Genomic DNA, 18,002 nt, shown 5'->3' with positions numbered 1-18,002 from the left:
TGCCGTCAGGGGTAGGAGACGACCGTGGACGGGATGGTGTCGGTGCCGAACGCCGGGGCGCCGGTGTCGTTGATCACGTGGTTGTAGCGGCCCTTCCCGCCGAGGGAGACCACCAGGAGGCTGTGGAAGCGCACCCCGGGCTTCACGGGAGCCTCGAAGCCGTGGTCCACCTCGATCGTCGGATCGCTGGTGAAGACGCAGTAGCTGCCCATGCCCCAGCCCTCGTGGACGTTGACCGAGTCGTCGACCTTGTACGCGGCCCAGCCCTTGACGGAGCCGTTCATGAACGCGGCCTGGTTCGGCGGGTCGTAGGCCAGCTCGTTCTGGAAGAAGATCGTCCGGCCGCGCTCGCCGGACCACTGCACGTTGTACTTCTGGAAGTGCTCGACGAACAGGCCCGTGGCCAGCACGTCGTCGCCGTGGACCCGCAGGCCGTAGTCGGCGGTGTTGACGTTCCAGCCGACGCCGTCGCCGTGGTCGGCGCGCCAGATCCAGGTGTGGTCGATGATCGTGTCATCGCTGTGCACCACCAGGCCGGCGGTCGCCTTCCCGGCGAACTGGCCGCCGACGCGGACGAACACGTCCTGCAGCGAGACGGGGTTGGCGGAGTGGTCGGTGTGCGCGCCCTGCCTGCCGATCTCGATCAGGGTCGGCGAGTTGACCGGACCGGCGTCGATGAGGAAGCCGGCGAGCTTCACCCCGTCCACGTCCGCGACCCTCATCGCGGTGATCCCGCCTTGGGGGACCAGCGTCGCCAGGCCGAGGCCCATGACGATGGTGTTCGCCCGGTTCACCTCGATCGTCTGGTCGAGCTGGTAGATGCCGGGCGTGAACAGCAGGTGCAGACCTTGGGCGAGCGCCCGGTTCAGGGTCGCGGCCGTGACGCCGGGCTTCGCGACGTAGAAGGCGGCGAGCGGGACGGACGTGCCCGGGGTGGGGGCGTTCGCCCAGCTGATGCCGCGCGCGTCGGTGCGCTTGCCCGGCACGAACACCCGGTAGCCGTCGCCGTCCAGGTAGAGGTACGGCTTCTCCCGGCTGACCGGGGTGGTGTCCAGGGTCGTGTAGCGCGGCTCCGGGAAGCTGCCCGCGGGCGCTCCCTGGACGCCGGAGAAGGTCATGTTCCACACGCTGTTGGTCCAGCCGCCGATGGTGCTGTCGCGGGTGTACCACTGCTGCTGGGAGTACGGCCCGACCTGGCCGTCGATCTTGCTGTCGGCGATGTAACCGCCGGACGCCCACCCGTACCCGGACGGCGCCAGGTTGAGCGCGCCCTTGATGTGCATCCGCCGGAACGGCGCCGCCTGGGAGACCGCCCACCTGTTGGTCCCGTCGTAGGGGGCGACGGACAGGTTCTCGGTGGAGCGCCAGAAGTTCTGGGTGGCGTTGCCGTTGAACCAGCCCGCGTCGACGCTCACGCCCTTGACGGTGACGTCGTCGGGGTTACGGCCCAGGCCATGGATCGAGGTGTAGAAACCCGTGTTGACGTTGACGTCGTAGCTGCCGGGCCTGAACATCAGCGCGTAGCGGCCGAGGCCGAACTGCGCGGCCTCCTGCTGCTTGTAGATCTGGTCGATCTGCGCCTGGATCGTGGCCGCCGGCATGGACGGGTCGAAGACCTTCACGTTCGGGCCCAGGTCGCCGCCGCCGGGCAGGTCCTCCCCTCCGCCGTCGCCCTTGACGCGCACGGCGACCTCCCACAGCGAGTAGCCGTAGCCGGTGCCTCGGGTCGTCCCGTGGACGCGTACGTACCGGCCGGAGCCGGTCACCTGGTACGAAGCGGCGCCTCCGGTGCCGCCGGTCACCGTCTTCAGTGTGGTCCAGTTCGTGCCGTCGGCGGAGGCCTGGATCGTGAAGTCCCTGCCGTAGGCGGCCTCCCAGTTCAGGCCGACCTCGCAGATCTCCCGCACAGAACCGAGATCGACCCGCAGCCACTGCGGGTCCGCGGCGGCGCTGGACCAGCGGGTCGCGGTGTCGCCGTCGAAGGCGTTCTTGGCCGGGGTGCCGGCGTTCTCCGTCGAGGACGCGGTGGCGGGCCTGTTCAGGGCGGCGTTGGCCGCGCCGCACGCGCCGCCGCTGCCGCCGCCGGTCGTGCCGTAGACCTTGAACTCCCACAGCGAGTAGCCGTAGCCGGTGGCGCGAGCGGTGCCGAGCATCCGGACGTAGCGGCCGTCGCCCGTCACGTCCAGCGAGTCGACGCCGCCGTCGCCGCCGGTCACGGTCTTCAGGTCGGTCCAGTTCGTCCCGTCCTGCGAGGTCTGGATCCGGTAGCCGGTGGCGTAGGCCGCCTCCCAGTTCAGCACGACCTTGCTGATGTGGGCCGAGGCGCCCAGGTCCACGCTGAGCCATTGCGGGTCGGCGCCGGCGACGCTGGACCAGCGGGTGGCGTCGTCGCCGTCCACCGCCAGGGCCGGTGCGGTGCCGTTGTGCTCGACGGAGGAGGCGGTCGCGGTCCTGCCCTGGGAGAGCAGGGGGTCGTCGGCGTACGCGGGGGCGGTGATCAGGGGCACGGCGAGGAGGCCGGCCAGGACCGCGATCGCGGCCTTTGTCGGTCTGAGGTGCATGGCATCCGCTTTCAGGTGGAGGGGTTCGCTAGCGGTAGACGCCGAACTCCCAGAGGGAGTAGCCGTAGGTCGTGCCGCGTTCGGTCAGGTTGAGCCGGACGTACCGGGCGGAGGTGTTCAGGTCGATGCCGTCGAACCCGCCGTCCCCGGTGGTGGTGGCGTGCACGGTGGTCCAGTCGGTGCCGTTGACGGAGGTCTGGAGCTGGTACGCCTTGGCGTAGGCGCCCTCCCAGCCGAGCTGGACGTGCTTGATCGGGGTGAGCGCGCCGAGGTCGACCCGGATCCATTGCGGATCGGCCCACTCACTGGCCCACCGCGAGCCGAAGCTGCCGTCGGTGGCCCGATCCGGGGTGAACGGGCCGCCGTCGCCGGTCGCCTGGTACGACGATGCCGTGGTCGGCTTGCCGCGCGCCACGTTGGTGCCGTCGACGACCGGCGGCACCACCCGGAACGAACGCTGCTCGATGCCGGCGTTGCCGTGACCGTCGAAGGCGTAGACGTAGACCTTCCAGACGCCGAGCTGCTCGGGCGCGGTCACGGTGAGCCTGCCAGGGGCGGTCTGGGTGAAGCGGGCGTGCCGGAAGCCGCGGTTGCCGGTGATGTGCTTGTCGCTGACCATCACGTGGTAGCGGATCAGGTCCCCGTCGGGATCGGTGGTCTGGGTGTCGACGGTGAACGTGCCGCCGGCGGGGACCGCGGTCTGCGAACCGACCGTCATCGAGGTGATGCGCGGCGGGGTGTTACCGGTCGGCCGGCCGGTGTAGGCCTGCTGGAGGGCGTGGAAGCCGTGACGGCGCCAGCCGCCCGGGGTGATGTTCAGCCAGACGCCGCCGAAGTCGTTCTCCAGGCCGTAGTGGAACATGGTCGCGCCGAGCGCCACCCCGGTGTGGCCGCTGATGGCGTTCCAGCCGGCCGTGTACATCTGGCCCTTCTCCAGATCGGTCGGCTCGTCAGGGACGCCGTTGACGTCGTTCGGGACCTCCCACTCGCCGTCCGGCCCAGCCTCCGTGACGATGTACGGCTTGTCGTATCCGCCGGCGATCCAGTCGTTCTTCACGGTGTGAATGGCGCCGTAGGAGTTGACGGCGAGCAGGTCGAGCGCGGGCGAGTGGGCCTTGTAGTAGGTCCAGGCGTGGGTGTAGGCGTCGGTCGAGGTGACCGGGTGGTCGGGGTCCGCGGCATGGACGGCCACGGCGATCTCGTTGACGAACTTCGCGTACGCCACCCGCCGCTGCTCCACCACGTCGGCCGGCAGCCCGTGATCCTGCATGGTGAGGATGACCTCGTTGCCGACGTCCCACATCAGCACGCCCTGGCGGTTCTTCAGCGCGTTGACCCGGGCCACGATCTCGTTCTTCACGGTGGTCTTGTAGGCCGTGTCGTTGACGTAGTCGGCGCCCTGGTTCAGCCAGTGCCCGACGATCACCTTGATCCCGTTCCGGGCCGCGGCGTCGAGCAGAGAAGGCGTGGCGGCGTCGTCCACCCCCCAGGTGCGGATGGTGTTGACGCCCATCGCCTTCAGGTCCCGCATGTACCCGTCGGCCGCGGCCTGCGGCGGGCCGTAGGTCACGCCCTTGATCAGGTACGGCTGGCCGTTGACCGACAGTTGCCAGTTGCCGTTGCCGCCGGTCAGTCGGACGACGCTCGGCCCGGCGGGGACCGGTCCGTCGGTCATCGGGGCCGGCGTGGCGCCCGACCGGCGGGCGACCGACACCCAGTCGGCGCTCAGCACGCCGCCCGAGACGGTCTCCGGCGACGGTGTGGTGACTCCGGCGACGGCGTTCGGCAGCGAGCCGCCGATGGCCAGGTCCAGGCGGAGGTAGAAGCCGTGATGAACGGCCGCCCGCCAGGCGGCGACGCCGACCTGGCTCTGCCGTACGACCCAGGTCTGCCTGCCGTCGAGGTAGAAGCGGATCTCCTCGTCGCTCTTGGTGCGGTCGATCACCTGCGAGAACTCGTGGTAGCCGGTCGCGCAGCCACCACAGGTGGCGAAGCCGCTGGTACGCCCGTTGTACTCGTTGCAGACGCCGTCGGGCGCGGTGCCGCAGTGCAGCGTGTTGGAGAACTCGTCGGCCCCGTTGACGGCCGTCATGATGTCGGTCTCGCCGACGCCCGGCCAGTTGGTGTAGTCGCCGCGGTAGGCGGCGCCGGTGGCGCGGAAGCCTGGCCAGTAGCCAAGGGCCTTCGCGACGTCGGGCAGCTTCAGCCGGGCGCTGAAGCGGACCATCTCGCCGGGCCTGGCCTCGAAGTCGGTGCGCTGCGTCTCGACGCGGCCGGAGGTCCAGTTGCCGTCGCGGTCCTTGACGGCCTTGATGCTGAGGTGGCCGTCGCCGTCGAGGCTGACGTTGGCGGTGGAGTCGCTCATCGTCTCGACCTCGCCGGTCCCCCAGTTCGCGGCGCCGCCGGGATAGGAGGTGCCGGTGCGCCTGATCCAGTTGGCGGCCGACGGCGAGGTGCCGGCTGGGCCGGTGAAGTCCTCGCGCCACACCTCGGTCCAGTCGCCGGGCTCCTCGGGCTGGTCGCCGGTGTTGATCTGCAGTTCCCAGAGGGAGTAGCCGTAGCCGGTGCCGCGCTGAGTGCCGAGCATGCGGACATAGCGGCCGGTGCCGGACACGTCGAGGGCGTCGGTGCCGCCGTCGCCGCCGGTCACGGTCTTCAGGTCGGTCCACGCTGAACCGTCGGGCGAGGACTGGATCTTGTAGGCGGTGCCGTAGGCGGCCTCCCAGAGGAGAGTGACCTTGCAGATGTTCTGGCTGGAGCCGAGGTCGACCTGGATCCACTGCGGGTCGGATGCCGCGCTGGACCAGCGGGTGCCGTTGTCGCCGTCCACGGCGGCGCCGGCCGCGTAGGCGGCGCCCTCGGTCGAGGAGGCGGTGGCGGGCTTGCCCTGGGCGGCGTTGGCGGTGCCACAGCCGGAGGTCTGACCGCCTTCGCCGTACACCTGGAACTCCCAGAGGGAGTAACCGTAGCCGGTGCCGCGCTGGGTGCCGAGCATCCGGACGTAGCGGGCGGTGCCCGTCACGGTGTGCGCGTCGGTGCCGCCGTCGCCGTCGGTGATGGTCTTCAGGTCGGTCCAGGAGCTGCCGTCGGCGGAACCCTGCAGCTTGTAGCCCCGGCCGTAGGCGGCTTCCCAGGTGAGGACGATCCTGCTCAGTACGGCCGGGGCGCCCAGGTCCACCTGGAGCCATTGGGCGTCGCTGAAGGCGCTTGACCAGCGGGTGCCGGCGTTGCCGTCCACCGCCATCGCGGCGGCGGTGTCGCCGCCTTCGGCGGAGGACGCGGTGGCGGCCTTGCCCTGCGACAGCAGGACCTCGGCCATGGCGACGGCGGCCGATGGGGCCAGGGCGGCCGCGGGCGCCGCTACGGCCGGTGCAGCCGCGAGGGCCGGTGCTGCCGTGCCGGCCGCGGGGGCCGATGCCGTGCGTGCCGGTGCCGCCGCGGGTGCCGCTACGGCCGGTGCCGCCGCGAGCGCTGTGCGAGCCGGTGCTGCTGTGCCGGCCGCGGGGGCCGATGCCGCCGTGCGGGCCGGCGCGGCCGCGGGGGCCGGTACGGCCAGGGCGGATACGGGGGCGGCAAGGGCAAATGCGGGGGCCGCCGGGGCGGGGCCGAGGCCGGCCAGGCCCGCCACCAGGGCGACGACCAGGCCGAACCGGAACCGGCCGGGATGTCGGACGGGAAACACGTTCACTCTCTCCTAGGGGTGGGCGGTGCCGAGAGAAGGAGGAGAGCGCTCTCCGTGCCGTGACACTGCATCCTGGCGCAACCCCCGTCAAGGCCCAAAACGTTGCTGGGCCGAAATGCGCAGGTCACCGCCACGTAATCGAGAAGTGCGGTTTCTCGCCGCCTTGACAAGCCGTCGGTCCGGCGTTCACTCTCTCAGGAGAGCGCTCTCCCACCCCCCGCCCCCGAGGAGAGACCATGTCCGTGCTCCGAAGAAAGACCGCCCTCGCGTCAGCCGCCGCCGTCGTCTCCGCGGTGGCGGCCACCAGCCTGGCCTTCGTGCTGCCCGCCGCCGCCGACACGGTGCTGTCCCTGGGCAGGGCCGCCTCGGCGTCATCGTCGGAGGGCGGCGCGTACGCGGCCGGCGCCGCCTTCGACGGCGACCTCACCACCCGCTGGTCGAGCGCCTGGACCGACCCGCAGTGGATCCAGGTGGATCTGGGCGCCCCGGCCACCATCAGCAAGGTCGTGCTGTCATGGGAGGCCGCCTACGCGCGCGACTACAAGGTCCAGTCCTCCCCCGACGGCAACTCGTGGACCGACCTGAAGACCGTGACCGGCGGCGACGGCGGCACCGACACCTGGAGCGTCAGCGGCACCGGCCGCTACGTACGCATGTACGGCACCGCCCGCGCCACCGGCTACGGCTACTCCCTGCTGGAGTTCGAGGTGCACGGCACCGGCGGCGCCGGAACCACGCCCCGGCCCAAGCCGACCTTCACCGACGAGGTCACCCACCACGAGTTCCAGGCCAACTGCTCGCTGACCGCCAACCGGCCCGACGACCCGATCGTCTACCCCGGACTGCCGGGTGCGTCGCACATGCACACCTTCGTCGGCAACACCACCACCAACGCCCACAGCACGTCCTCCTCGCTGCTGGGCGGCAACACCTCCTGCACCAACCACCACGACAAGTCCGCCTACTGGTTCCCCAGCTTCTACAAGGGCAACCAGCTCATCGAGCCCGTAGGCAACCAGGTGATCTACTACAAGTCCGGCATTCTGGAGTACTGGCGGGTGCAGCCCTTCCCGCAGGGCCTGCGCTTCGTCGTCGGCAGCCCGACCTCCACCCAGGAGGAGTTCCGCACCCACCCGGGCGCGGTCGAGGGCTTCGAGTGCGGCGACCTGTCCAAGAGCTGGGACATCCCGCAGTACTGCGTGCCCGGCAGCCAGGTCAACGTACGCTTCCAGGCTCCCAGCTGCTGGAACGGGGTCAACCTCGACAGCGCCGACCACAAGAGCCACATGGCCTACCCCGTCGGCGGCTACTGCCCGTCGAGCCACCCGGTCGCGGTGCCCATGCTGGAATTCAAGATCGCATTCCCGGCGAGCGGCGACCTGTCACAGGCGCGCCTGGCCAGCGGGCGCGGCTACACCTGGCACTACGACTTCTTCAACGCCTGGGACGACCCGCGCATCCTCGACGCGCTGGTCACCCACTGCATCAACGGCGGACTGCAGTGCAATCCGCGCGGCTACGACCTCTACAAGCCGCACCGGGGAGCGGCGCTCACCGAGGACTTCGAACTTCCTTGATGTCCTCTGCGGGAACACCCGGCCCGTCCGCCCGCCCCGGCCACCGGGACGGGCGGACGGCACCGCGCACGGCCGACAAGCGCACGCCGACGGCACCACGCGCGGCCGGGGAACGCTTGTCAACGGCACCGGGCGCGGCCGACAAGCGTACGTCGTCGGCACCACGCGCGGCCGACGAGCGCTTGTCGACGGCACCACGCGCGGCTGACAAGCGCACGTCGACAGCACCACGCGCGGCTGACAAGCGCACGTCGACAGCACCACGCGCGGCTGACAAGCGCACGTCGACAGCACCACGCGCGGCTGACAAGCGCACGTCGACAGCACCACGCGCGGCTGACAAGCGCACGTCGTCGGCTCGGACCGCGCCGGCGGCGCTGGTGCTGCTCGCGCTGGCGGCGGTGCTGATGGGCGGCTGCCTGGCCCGCGGCGGCTCCGCGGCACGGCACGCGCACCACGTACCGGCGTCCACGCAAGCGGGCGGATCGCGGATCGCGCACCCCGTACCGGCACCCACGCAAGCGGACGACCCACAGATCACGCACCCCATACCGGCGTCCACACAAGCGGACGACCCACAGATCACGCACCCCGTCACGAGCGCGAGCGTCAACCCCACCGATGTCGCCTGGCTGCAGCTCATGATCCCGATGGACGAGCGAGTCCTGCCGCTGCTCGACCTCGGCGCCTCCCGGAGCCACGCACCTGCCGTGGGCCAGCTGGCCGCTCGGCTGCGCGCCGCGCACGTCGCCGAACTCGCCCGCCTGCGCGCAGCCCTCCACACCACCGCCCTCCACACCACCGGACCGCCCACCGCCCTCCACACCACCGATCTGCCCGCCACCGGACTGCCCGCCACCAACCCGCACGCCGGGCACGACATGCCCGGGATGATCACCGCCGCCGAACTCGCTCGCCTGCGCACCGCCGAAGGCCCGGCCTTCGACACGCTCTTCACCGGCCATCTCCGCGCCCACCTACGCCAGTCGCGGTCCGTGACCCGCTCGGAACAGGTCTCGGGCGCCGATCCCGGCATCAAGGCGCTGGCCGCCGCCATCGAACGCACCCGTACGACCCAGCTCTCCGCCCTCGGCGCGGTAGAGCGCTCTCCCTCCTGAAAGGACACGCGTGTGATCCCGGACGACCTCGACCGCCTGGTGGACAAGCTGGACCTGGAGAGCAAGGTGCGGCTGCTCACCGGAGCGACCGTGTGGCGCACGCCCGCCGAGCCCGCCATCGGGCTGGAACCCATGGTGACCTCCGACGGCCCCGCAGGCGTACGCGGGGAAGGATGGGACGAGCGCCGGACCTCCCTGTCGCTCCCCTCCGCCACCGCGCTCGCGGCCACCTGGGACGAGAGCCTGGCCCAGTCCATGGGCGAACTGCTGGCCGTCGAGGCGCGGCGCAAGGGGGTGCACGTCGTCCTGGCCCCCACCCTGAACCTGCACCGTTCCCCCCTGGCCGGACGACACTTCGAGTGCTACTCCGAGGACCCGCTGCTGACCGGTCGCATCGGCGCGGCGGTGATCCGCGGCATCCAGTCGCGCGGGGTCGCGGCCACGGCCAAGCACTATGTGGCCAACGACTCCGAGACCGACCGGCTCACCCTCGATGCCCGCGTCGACGAGCGCACCCTGCGCGAGGTGTACCTGGCGCCCTTCGAAGCAGCCGTCCAGGCGGGGGTCTGGGTGGTGATGTCGGCGTACAACGGGGTCAACGGCGTCACCATGTCCGAGAACGACCTGCTGGCCGAGCCGCTGAAGGGTGAGTGGGGGTTCGACGGGGTGGTGGTGTCGGACTGGGGAGCGGTGCGGTCCGCCGTCGCCTCCGCGCGTGCCGCCCAGGACCTGGTCATGCCGGGCCCAGACGGGCCGTGGGGCGAGGCGCTGGTGGCGGCCGTCCGCGCCGGCGAGGTGCCGGAGGCGGCGATCGACGACAAGGCGCGCCGCCTGCTGCGGCTGGCCGCCCGCGTCGGCGCACTGCCCGGCTCCCCCGCCGACCCCACCGCCGGTGACCTCACCGCCTCCTCCCCCGCCGACCCCACCGCCGGAAACCTCACCGCCTCCTCCCCCGCCGACCCCACCGCCGGAAACCTCACCGCCCCCTCCGCCCTGAGCCCTTCCGCCGGCGGCCCCACCACCGGGAGCGTCGGTGAGCGTCCGGATCGCGCCGAGCATCTGGATCGCGCCGAGCGTCCGGATCGCGCTCTCCTGCGCCGTACGGTCGCCGCTTCGACCGTACTGCTGCGCAACGAGGGCGACCTCCTCCCCCTCGACCCGGTCCGGCTGACCCGCGTCGCCGTCATCGGACCGAACGCCGCCAGGCCCCGCATCCAGGGCGGCGGGAGCGCGGGCGTCTACCCTGAATCCCTCGTCACTCCGCTCGCCGGCCTCCGCACCGCGCTGAACGGTCACGCCGAGGTGCACCATGCCACCGGCGTCGCCCTTGGCGGTTTGCCCGCCCCCCTCGACGTCGCCATCGCCCGGAATCCGCGCACCGGCGAGCCCGGGCTCCTGGTCCGCCTCCTCGACGCCGCGGGCGCCGAGATCCACGCCGAGCATCGCCTCACCGGCCGACTTCCCGAACCGGAAGGACCGATCCACCGGGCCGCCGCCGTCGAGGTCAGAGCCCTCGTACGGCCGGACCGCGCGGGCCCCTGGGACGTGGCCGCCGCCGGATGGGGCCGCTTGGAGCTGACCGTGGACGGCCGCGTCGTGATCGACGAGACGGTCCCCCGGCACACCGACGACCCCGCCACCGTGCACCTGGCTCCGCCGTACCGCACGGGACGCGTCACCTTCGAAGCGGGCCGCCAGGTCGAGATCGTCATGCGCCGCGAGCTCGTCCCCGGCGGCGGGCGGGCCTGCGTGCTGGCCGCCGCCCCGGCTCCCGCGGGCGCGGCGGCAGAGCTGGCCGCCGCGGTCGAGCTGGCCGGCTCGTGCGATGTGGCCGTCGTCGTGGTGGGCACCACCGAGCAGGCCGAGAGCGAAGGCGTCGACCGGGAGACGCTCGCGCTGCCCGAGGGCCAGGACGAGCTGGTGCGGGCCGTCGCCGCGGCCAACCCGGCGACTGTCGTGGTGGTCAACTCCGGCGGTCCCGTGGCGATGCCGTGGCGGGAGGAGGCGGCGGCCGTCCTGGTCAGCTGGTTCCCCGGCGAGGAGGGCGGCAACGGCCTGGCGGACGTGCTGCTCGGCCGGGCCGAGCCGGGCGGGCGGCTGCCCACCACCTGGGCGGACCGGGCCCTGGCTCCGACTGTGCCGGAGCGGGGCGTGCTCGAGTACGCCGAAGGCCCGCACATCGGGTACCGGGGCTGGCTGCGGGAGCAGGACTCGCCCGCGTACTGGTTCGGGCACGGGCTGGGCTACACGACCTGGGCGTACGAGGGGTTGTGCGCACCGGAGCGGGTCGCGCCCGGCTGGCCGGCGCGGGTGTGCGTCACGCTGCGCAACACCGGCCGGCGGGCGGGCCGCGAGGTGGTCCAGGTGTACCTGGCCAGGCCGCAGGATCACGAGCGGCCGGTTCGGTGGCTGGCGGGGTTCGCCGCCGTGACGGCCGTGCCCGGCGAGCAGGTGGAGGCGGTGGTGGAGGTGCCGGCCAGGGCCTTCCAGCACTGGGCGGGCGCCTGGCGTACAGCCGAGGGCGAAGTGTCGGTGCTCGCCGGGCGCTCGGCCGCCGATCTCCCGCTGGAGGCTGTCATAACGGTCTCACACAGCAAGGAGAGCGCTCTCCAATCGCATGTTATAAAGAGCGGGTGAAACAAGGGGGCTCTCCTACCCTGGAAGACGTGGCACGGGTCGCCGGTGTCTCCCGCGCCACCGTCTCCCGGGTGATCAACGGCATCCGCAACGTCGACCCTGTCATCCAGGCGACGGTGCTGCAGGCGATCGACACCATCGGCTACGTCCCCAACCGCGCCGCCCGTTCCCTCGTCACCAGGCGCACCGGCGCGGTCGCCCTGGTGCTGTCCGGGGCGGGGGGCGACGATGACCCGTCACCCAGCCCCATCCTCACCGACCCGTTCTTCGGCCGCGTCGTCGCCGGGATCATCAGCTTTCTGCGGCCGCGTGGCATCCACCCGGTGCTGATGTTCGCCGACACCGCGCAGAGCCGCGCGGAGGTCGTGTCGTACCTGCGGCAGGGCGATGCCGACGGCGCGCTGCTGGTTTCCACGCACGCGGCCGACCCGCTGCCGGTGGAGCTGGTAGAGGCGGAGGTGCCCGCGGTGCTGTTCGCCCGGCCGGCGGGCAGTGTCCCGATCAGCTACGTCGACCTCGACCACCGGGCCGGCGCCGCCCTGGCCGCCGACCGGCTCGTGGAGTTGGGGCGCCGCCGCGTCGCCAGCGTCTGCGGTCCGCTCGACGTGCCCGCCGCCCAGGCACGCCTGGCGGGATTCCAGGACGCGATGGCCAGGCACGGACACGCCTACGTCCCCTACAGCGAGGGCGGATTCACTTACGACAGCGGCGAAAGGGCCATGGAACGGCTCCTGGCCGAGCGACCCGACCTCGACGGCGTGTTCGTCGCCAACGACCTGATGGCCCAAGGCGCGCTGCACGCGTTGCGCCACCACGGACGCTCCGTCCCCGATGACGTGGCGGTGATCGGCTTCGACGACAGCAGCGCCGCGACCGCCTGCCGCCCACCGCTCACGACCATCCGGCACCCGGTCGAGGACATGGCCGCCGAGATGGCTCGCCTCCTCCTCGACCACATCGACGAGCCGGGCCGTACGCCCAGGTCCGTCATCTTCGAGCCCGCCTTGATCGTCCGCGCCTCCGGCTGACAGCAGACGGCCGAGTCGTGTCGTGCGGATTCGTGGTGCTGAGCGTAGTGGATGGCCTCGAACCCGTCGGGCGGACGTGTCCGATGGCTGAGTGCAGGGCATCCTTCTTCAGCTCTTCCGGCAGCTCAGCGTCGAGGACGGCTTCGCGCACGCGCACGTTCATCGACGTCACAGTGCCGGGCGGCACTGACATCCCCTTGCGCTCCGGCCGGCCGTGATCGGTGCGGCACCGCGAGCGCGCCCCGGCAGGGCCATGCCGATCATGTACGGATCCAGCTGATCTGTCATGCGGCCTGGCCTCGGATGCCCTTGATCGCGATGTCCAGCAGCCGGTCCGCCCGCTCGGTGTCGTCGTCGCGCTCGGTGGCCAGCGAGATGGCGTTGACGAGCGCGAGCAGATCCTCGGCGCGGAGCCCGGGACGTACGGCGCCTGCCTGTTGTGCCCGTCGCAGGAGTTCACGCGCCGCGTCGGTGATCATCGCCTGACAGCCCTCGTTCTGTTCCAGCAGGTCGGCATCCCGGCCGTCGTGCAGCAGCGAGGCGGCCAGGCCGCGGCTGGTGCCCGCGTAGGTGTTGAGGTCCCTCAGCCAGGCCAGGAGCGCGGGGCCCGGCTCGCTCTCCTCGGCCCGTTGCGCCGCCATGGCGCACAACTCCTCGACACGATCGTGGAAGACGGCTTCGAGCAGAGCTCGACGGGAGGGGAACAGTCGGTGCAGCGTCGCCGATCCCGTCCCGGCCTGGCGGGCGATCTCCTTCAGGGCCGCGCCGGCGCCGTCACGCGCGAAGACGTCCCGGGCCGCGCTGACGATGCGGTCGTAGTTGCGCTGGGCGTCCGCACGCAAGGGCCGTCGCCGGGCGGTGTGGGGCATGGCCTCCTCCAGGCTTTGACAAGTGGGCTGGCGCTCCGGTTAGAGTAGCCGAACCCTAAGTGGGCCGCCAGCCCACTTACGCTCGGAGCGACTGGGAGAGATCATGCGCGCCGTCCAATACACCCGTTTCGGCCCTCCCGAGGTGCTGCACGTCAACGACGTGCCCACGCCGGAGCCCGGGCCGGGAGAAGTACTCGTCGAGGTCCGCGCCGCGAGCGTTGACGCCGGAGAACTCGCCTTCCGCACAGGCAGACTCCGCGGCATCGCCCGAGCCCGATTCCCCCGCGGCCTGGGAGGCGACTTCACCGGCCGCATCGCGGCCCTGGGCCCCGGCGTACACGCCTGGAGCACGGGGCAGGAGGTGTGGGGGCTGATGCCGCACTTCACCTTCGGCGCCATCGCCGACTACGTGGCCGTCCCCGAACAGCGACTCGCCCGAGCACCCGAGAACCTGAGCCTGCTCGACGCCGCCGCCCTGCCCTCGTCGGGCACCACCGCCCTGACCGCCCTGACCGACAAGGCTCGGCTGGCCGGCGGTGAACGGCTCCTGGTCCGCGGCGCCACAGGCGGCGTCGGCAACATCGCCGTGCAACTGGGCAAGGCGCTCGGCGCCCACGTCACCGCGCTCGCCGGCACCCGCAATCTCGGCTGGGTCACCGAACTCGGCGCCGACGCGGCCCTGGACTACCGCACGACCCGGCCGCAGGACCTCGGTCATTACGATGTGATCCTCGACGTCGTGGGCACCGACCTCGGCGCCTACCAGGCCCGGCTCAGCCGGCGTGGCCGCATGGTCGCCCTCGCCTTCGACCAGAACCACATCCTGACCTCGATGATCACCACGGGGCTGCGAGCCGCCCTCTCCCCCCGGCGCGTGAAACTCTTCAGCAACAACCCCTCCCCCGCGCGGATCGCCGAGCTCACCGCCTCCGCCGAGGCCGGCAGCATCCGCCCTGTGATCGACACCGTCTACCCGATCGACGACGTCGCAGAGGCCCACCGACGACTCGAGACCGGCGGAGTCCGTGGGAAGCTCATCATCGACATGCAACGCTGACCCCTGCGCGAAGCAACTCCCGCCCACCGCGGACGGCAAGCGGCGCGGGCCGCTGCGCCGCGGCGGGTTCGCCTCCCCCAAGACGCCGCCGAGGCCGCGCTCGGTCAGGTGCGTGATCTGCGCACGGACATCAGTGCCCAGACGATCCACAAGTTCGGCTCGACAGGTGGAGCCGTAAGCCGTTCTGGCCATGCGTACCCATACCCATACGAATATCGAAGCCGGCCCGGCAGCCGGACCGCGCTCCCCGAACCGGCCGGTAATCGCGCTGTCCCTGCGCAGGAGCTCTCGCTGCTCAGAGCAGATCTGCCCCAGGCAGATCGTGTCGACGCCGGTCCGGATCGCCTCACAAGATGGACGCATGAGCGAAGAATCGAAACTTCCGCTGTTCAACCCACGAATGAGACGCGAACTCTTTGAGCAGCGTGTTCTCGTTCTCGACGGCCCTCTCGACGACGACAACGGGACACTGCTGGCCACCCAGCTGATGGCGCTCGCCACGGAGGATGCGTCGTCCGATATCGCCTTGTGGATCCATTCCCCAGGTGGCTCGGTCCCGTCGATGCTTGCGATCCGCGACATCATGCGCCTCATTCCCTGTGACGTATCGACCCTCGTCCTGGGTATCGCTTACAGTGCCGGGCAGTTCTTGCTGTCGTCGGGGGCCCGTGGGAAGCGCCGCGCTCTACCGCACTCACGAGTCCTGATGCACCAAGGCTCAGCGGGAATCGGTGGCACCGCGGTCGACATCGAACTGCAGGCCGGCGACCTCCGGCATACGCGCGACACAGTGCTCGGTCTGATTGCCGAGGACACAGGTCAGCCTGTCGAGCGCATATTCGAGGATTCTCTGCACGATCGTTGGTACACGGCACAGGAAGCACTGGACTACGGCTTCATCGACGCCATCGTGCAGAACTTCGACGAAATCGCGCCACAAAACCGCCCGCGGCTCGGATTCGGCATCACCCAAGGAGTCGGCCAGTGACCACATATACGATCCCGAACGTCATCGCCTCGAACCCTCGTGGCGAGCGGATCATGGATGTCTACTCGCACCTGCTCACCGAGCGGATCGTCTACCTGGGCACCGCAATCGACGCGGGCGTCGCGAATGCTCTCATCGCGCAGCTGATTTTTCTGGAATCAGACAACCCCGAGGCGGAGATCCAGTTCTATATCAACTGCGAAGGCGGAGACCCGAGCGCGATGCTCGCGATCTACGACACCATGCGCCATATCCGCCCGCGGGTTTCGACGACCTGTGTGGGACAGGCCGTCGCGGTGGGTGCCGTACTTCTCGCCGCGGGCGCCGAAGGCAAACGTGCCGCTCTCCCCCACGCACGGATCATCCTGCACCAGCCGGCAGCCCAGGGGCGCGGAACGATCCCCGATCTCATCTTGCAGGCCGACGAGGTCGTACGTGTCCGGGCGGACATCGAGCGCATACTTTCACGGCACACCGGCCAGTCGGTCGAGACCCTGCGCGCCGACACCGATCACGATCGCGTGTTCACCGCTACTGCGGCCTTGGAGTACGGGCTCCTCGATCAGATCATCGAGGAGCGTTCATAGGCCCGTGGACAACCCCGGCGAGCCGCGCTACGCGGCCAGAGCATACGCCGCCGAGCAGGTGACACCTCTCGACGCGCTCTGCTGAGCAGGCCGCAAACTCTCGGCAACGGCGAGGGTCAGATCGACCAGGGTCACATCCAGCGCTCCGGCGACCGCGGCGATCATTTCGCTCGATGGCTCCTTGACGCCTCGTTCGATCTCGGAGAGATATTGCGGCGAGACTCCGGCGCGGCTTGCCGTCTCGCTCAACTTCTCGCCCCGCTCATGGCGAAGCCCTCTCAAGCACTCACCGAGCACCTGCCGCCACAGCGGCTCGCGAGCCGGAGACGGCTCGGGGGCGGTCCGATTGATCGCTGGACGCGACGGCATGGATGAGGCCATGCCTCACCATAGATCGATGGCGCGTTCGAGCTCTGCCGGCTTCGCGCAGAGCAGAACCGTCTCCGCTTACCCTTGCCCAGCCTCAGGCCATTCGCGCGCTCACCGAGCGGTCGTCGCGGCGGCGACCACTCGGTGAAGCCGAAGAGCAGCCACGTGAGCACCGCTTGCGCAGGCGTTGCAAAGGCGCAAGCTCAGCTGGCAGGACCCGCTGGTGAACGTGGTCGAACTGATCGCCCGCTCCGGCCAGGCAGCCGCCGCACACGTCCCCCTGGACAACCTCAAGGCGGTGGCCCGCCTGCTGGGCGACCTGCAGCGAGCGGGGAACGAGGTTCAGATGAATCTCGACGGCAGCACGCTGACCGTCAACCGGCAACTCGTGCCCGCGATGCGCTTCACTTCTCCAAACTGGTGGATCGGTTCGTGCAGAACCTGCGCCGGGTGGCCGTCTCTGACATGCAGTACTTCGCCACAGTCGACCTTCCCGCATCCGGCTGGGGCCTGCTCACTCTGGAGAAGACCGCACCCCAGAGCAACAAGCGATTCACCGACTCCGGCAAGGCCCACGACGAACGCACTGAAGCATCGGAACGCGAAGACCACGCGGCCGGTGCCGATCCCGCCCGAACTGGTGGCCATCCTCCGGGCGCACCTCGACACGCACGGCACGGCCAAGGACGGACGGCTCTTCCGGACCAGGACGGACGGCGTGATCTCCGGCTCGGCCTACGCCAAGATCTGGAAAGAGGCCCGAACCTACGCCCTCACTCCCGATCAGGTCGCCTCTCCCCTCGCGGGCCGACCGTACGACCTGCGGCACGCCGCCGTCTCCCTGTCGCTGGAGGCTGGCGTCCACGCACCCGAAACGGCGCAACGGGCCGGCCACGGACCGGACGTCATGCTCCGGATCTACGCCAAGTGCATTGACGGACAACGCAATGTGGCCAACCAGCAGATAGAGGGTGCGCTGGCTCGTGACTGATCGATCCGGGGATACTGGCCCGGTGGATCTCCCGGCTGAGCTCAAAGATCGTCTGGCCGACCTCAGAGGTGATCTCCTCTGGGGTCGGCTCCCGGGGAGGGCGGCGGATGCTGGATGGCTGGCCTGTGAGCTCATCGAGGCCGGTCTGGATACGCCGGCGGTGTGGGAGCTTGCGGGTTACGCGTTGTCCATCGGACCTATGAAGGAAGTTGAGCCGCTGGTCCGCCAGGTGCTGGCGGAGAGCGGCTTCCCGTCCATCGACCTCCAGCGCGAGCCGTGGGCGGTCGCTCAGGACGTGGTGCAGGGGATAGCGGAGGGCACGCTACCCATAGGCAAGGGCGCCGACTTCCTGATCATGGAGCTCAGCGATAGATGGACCACCCCCCACGAGATTTGGGAACTGATCCTCCTCATCGACGGCTGGGAAGTCCTACGTGGGACTCCGCCGACCGACGACGAGCTTCGAGAGCAGGCACGCAAAATCGTCGATGCCGCACCAGGGTGGCCCGACGCGAAGGCAGATCAGGAACCGTAGAAC

12 protein-coding genes and 1 pseudogene are annotated in these 18,002 nt (G+C 70.5%); 9 read left to right on the top strand and 4 right to left on the bottom strand.

Annotation, left to right across the window (positions count from 1 at the left end; all coding sequences use genetic code 11):
- Positions 1–5 precede the first annotated feature (5 nt).
- Both ABD292_RS09880 and ABD292_RS09875 read right to left on the bottom strand, forming a co-directional pair.
- Complete coding sequence (locus ABD292_RS09880; protein ID WP_344206766.1) at positions 6–2,561, bottom strand: discoidin domain-containing protein; 2,556 nt, start codon at positions 2,559–2,561, stop codon at positions 6–8.
- A gap of 28 nt (positions 2,562–2,589) precedes the next feature.
- Positions 2,590–6,243 (bottom strand): discoidin domain-containing protein, encoded by a 3,654-nt coding sequence (locus ABD292_RS09875; protein ID WP_344206765.1) that lies wholly within the window; start codon positions 6,241–6,243, stop codon positions 2,590–2,592.
- Between the two features lie 236 nt (positions 6,244–6,479).
- On the opposite strand from ABD292_RS09875, the gene ABD292_RS09870 reads away from it, so the two are divergent.
- From ABD292_RS09870 to ABD292_RS09855, 4 genes are all read left to right on the top strand, one after another.
- Complete coding sequence (locus ABD292_RS09870; protein ID WP_344206764.1) at positions 6,480–7,820, top strand: DUF1996 domain-containing protein; 1,341 nt, start codon at positions 6,480–6,482, stop codon at positions 7,818–7,820.
- Between the two features lie 380 nt (positions 7,821–8,200).
- Positions 8,201–8,938 carry a DUF305 domain-containing protein gene (locus ABD292_RS09865; RefSeq protein WP_344206763.1) on the top strand — a complete coding sequence of 246 codons (738 nt, stop codon included), beginning with the start codon at positions 8,201–8,203 and terminating at the stop codon, positions 8,936–8,938.
- 12 nt (positions 8,939–8,950) lie between these two features.
- A complete protein-coding gene (locus ABD292_RS09860) occupies positions 8,951–11,575 on the top strand; it encodes a glycoside hydrolase family 3 C-terminal domain-containing protein (protein ID WP_344206762.1) in 2,625 nt (874 codons plus the stop codon).
- Positions 11,576–11,604: 29 nt separating this feature from the next.
- Positions 11,605–12,603, top strand: coding sequence for a LacI family DNA-binding transcriptional regulator (locus tag ABD292_RS09855; RefSeq protein ID WP_344206761.1), 999 nt, complete (start codon positions 11,605–11,607; stop codon positions 12,601–12,603).
- Positions 12,604–12,887: 284 nt separating this feature from the next.
- Here ABD292_RS09855 and ABD292_RS09850 read toward each other — a convergent pair whose 3' ends face one another.
- Positions 12,888–13,472 carry a TetR/AcrR family transcriptional regulator gene (locus tag ABD292_RS09850; protein WP_344206760.1) on the bottom strand — a complete coding sequence of 195 codons (585 nt, stop codon included), beginning with the start codon at positions 13,470–13,472 and terminating at the stop codon, positions 12,888–12,890.
- Positions 13,473–13,575: 103 nt separating this feature from the next.
- Here ABD292_RS09850 and ABD292_RS09845 point away from each other — a divergent pair, with 103 nt between their 5' ends.
- The 3 genes from ABD292_RS09845 (at position 13,576) to ABD292_RS09835 (ending at position 16,104) form a co-directional block, all read left to right on the top strand.
- Entirely contained in the window at positions 13,576–14,529 is a 954-nt protein-coding gene (locus ABD292_RS09845) for an NAD(P)-dependent alcohol dehydrogenase (RefSeq protein WP_344206759.1), read from the top strand.
- Between the two features lie 361 nt (positions 14,530–14,890).
- A complete protein-coding gene (locus tag ABD292_RS09840) occupies positions 14,891–15,517 on the top strand; it encodes a ClpP family protease (RefSeq protein ID WP_344206758.1) in 627 nt (208 codons plus the stop codon).
- Complete coding sequence (locus tag ABD292_RS09835; RefSeq protein WP_344206757.1) at positions 15,514–16,104, top strand: ClpP family protease; 591 nt, start codon at positions 15,514–15,516, stop codon at positions 16,102–16,104. The genes ABD292_RS09840 and ABD292_RS09835 overlap by 4 nt, the downstream gene beginning before the upstream one ends.
- A gap of 27 nt (positions 16,105–16,131) precedes the next feature.
- Here ABD292_RS09835 and ABD292_RS09830 read toward each other — a convergent pair whose 3' ends face one another.
- Positions 16,132–16,485 carry a helix-turn-helix domain-containing protein gene (locus ABD292_RS09830; protein WP_344206756.1) on the bottom strand — a complete coding sequence of 118 codons (354 nt, stop codon included), beginning with the start codon at positions 16,483–16,485 and terminating at the stop codon, positions 16,132–16,134.
- A gap of 378 nt (positions 16,486–16,863) precedes the next feature.
- On the opposite strand from ABD292_RS09830, the pseudogene ABD292_RS09825 reads away from it, so the two are divergent.
- Positions 16,864–17,464 (top strand): annotated as a pseudogene (locus ABD292_RS09825) (tyrosine-type recombinase/integrase); the annotation flags it as partial.
- Between the two features lie 22 nt (positions 17,465–17,486).
- A complete protein-coding gene (locus ABD292_RS09820) occupies positions 17,487–17,999 on the top strand; it encodes a hypothetical protein (protein ID WP_344206755.1) in 513 nt (170 codons plus the stop codon).
- Positions 18,000–18,002 lie beyond the last annotated feature (3 nt).

Origin of the sequence: Nonomuraea bangladeshensis (assembly GCF_039529455.1) — a bacterium.
GTDB lineage: Bacteria > Actinomycetota > Actinomycetes > Streptosporangiales > Streptosporangiaceae > Nonomuraea > Nonomuraea bangladeshensis.
Note: the sequence above shows the minus strand (reverse complement) of the source record. Positions and strands in the feature narration are given on the sequence as shown.

Coding starts and splice junctions, on each gene's coding strand:
- ABD292_RS09880 (WP_344206766.1), bottom strand. CDS start 2,561: ATGCACCTCAGACCGACAAAGGCCGCGATCGCGGTCCTGGCCGGCCTC.
- ABD292_RS09870 (WP_344206764.1), top strand. CDS start 6,480: ATGTCCGTGCTCCGAAGAAAGACCGCCCTCGCGTCAGCCGCCGCCGTC.
- ABD292_RS09850 (WP_344206760.1), bottom strand. CDS start 13,472: ATGCCCCACACCGCCCGGCGACGGCCCTTGCGTGCGGACGCCCAGCGC.
- ABD292_RS09845 (WP_344206759.1), top strand. CDS start 13,576: ATGCGCGCCGTCCAATACACCCGTTTCGGCCCTCCCGAGGTGCTGCAC.
- ABD292_RS09840 (WP_344206758.1), top strand. CDS start 14,891: ATGAGCGAAGAATCGAAACTTCCGCTGTTCAACCCACGAATGAGACGC.
- ABD292_RS09830 (WP_344206756.1), bottom strand. CDS start 16,485: ATGGCCTCATCCATGCCGTCGCGTCCAGCGATCAATCGGACCGCCCCC.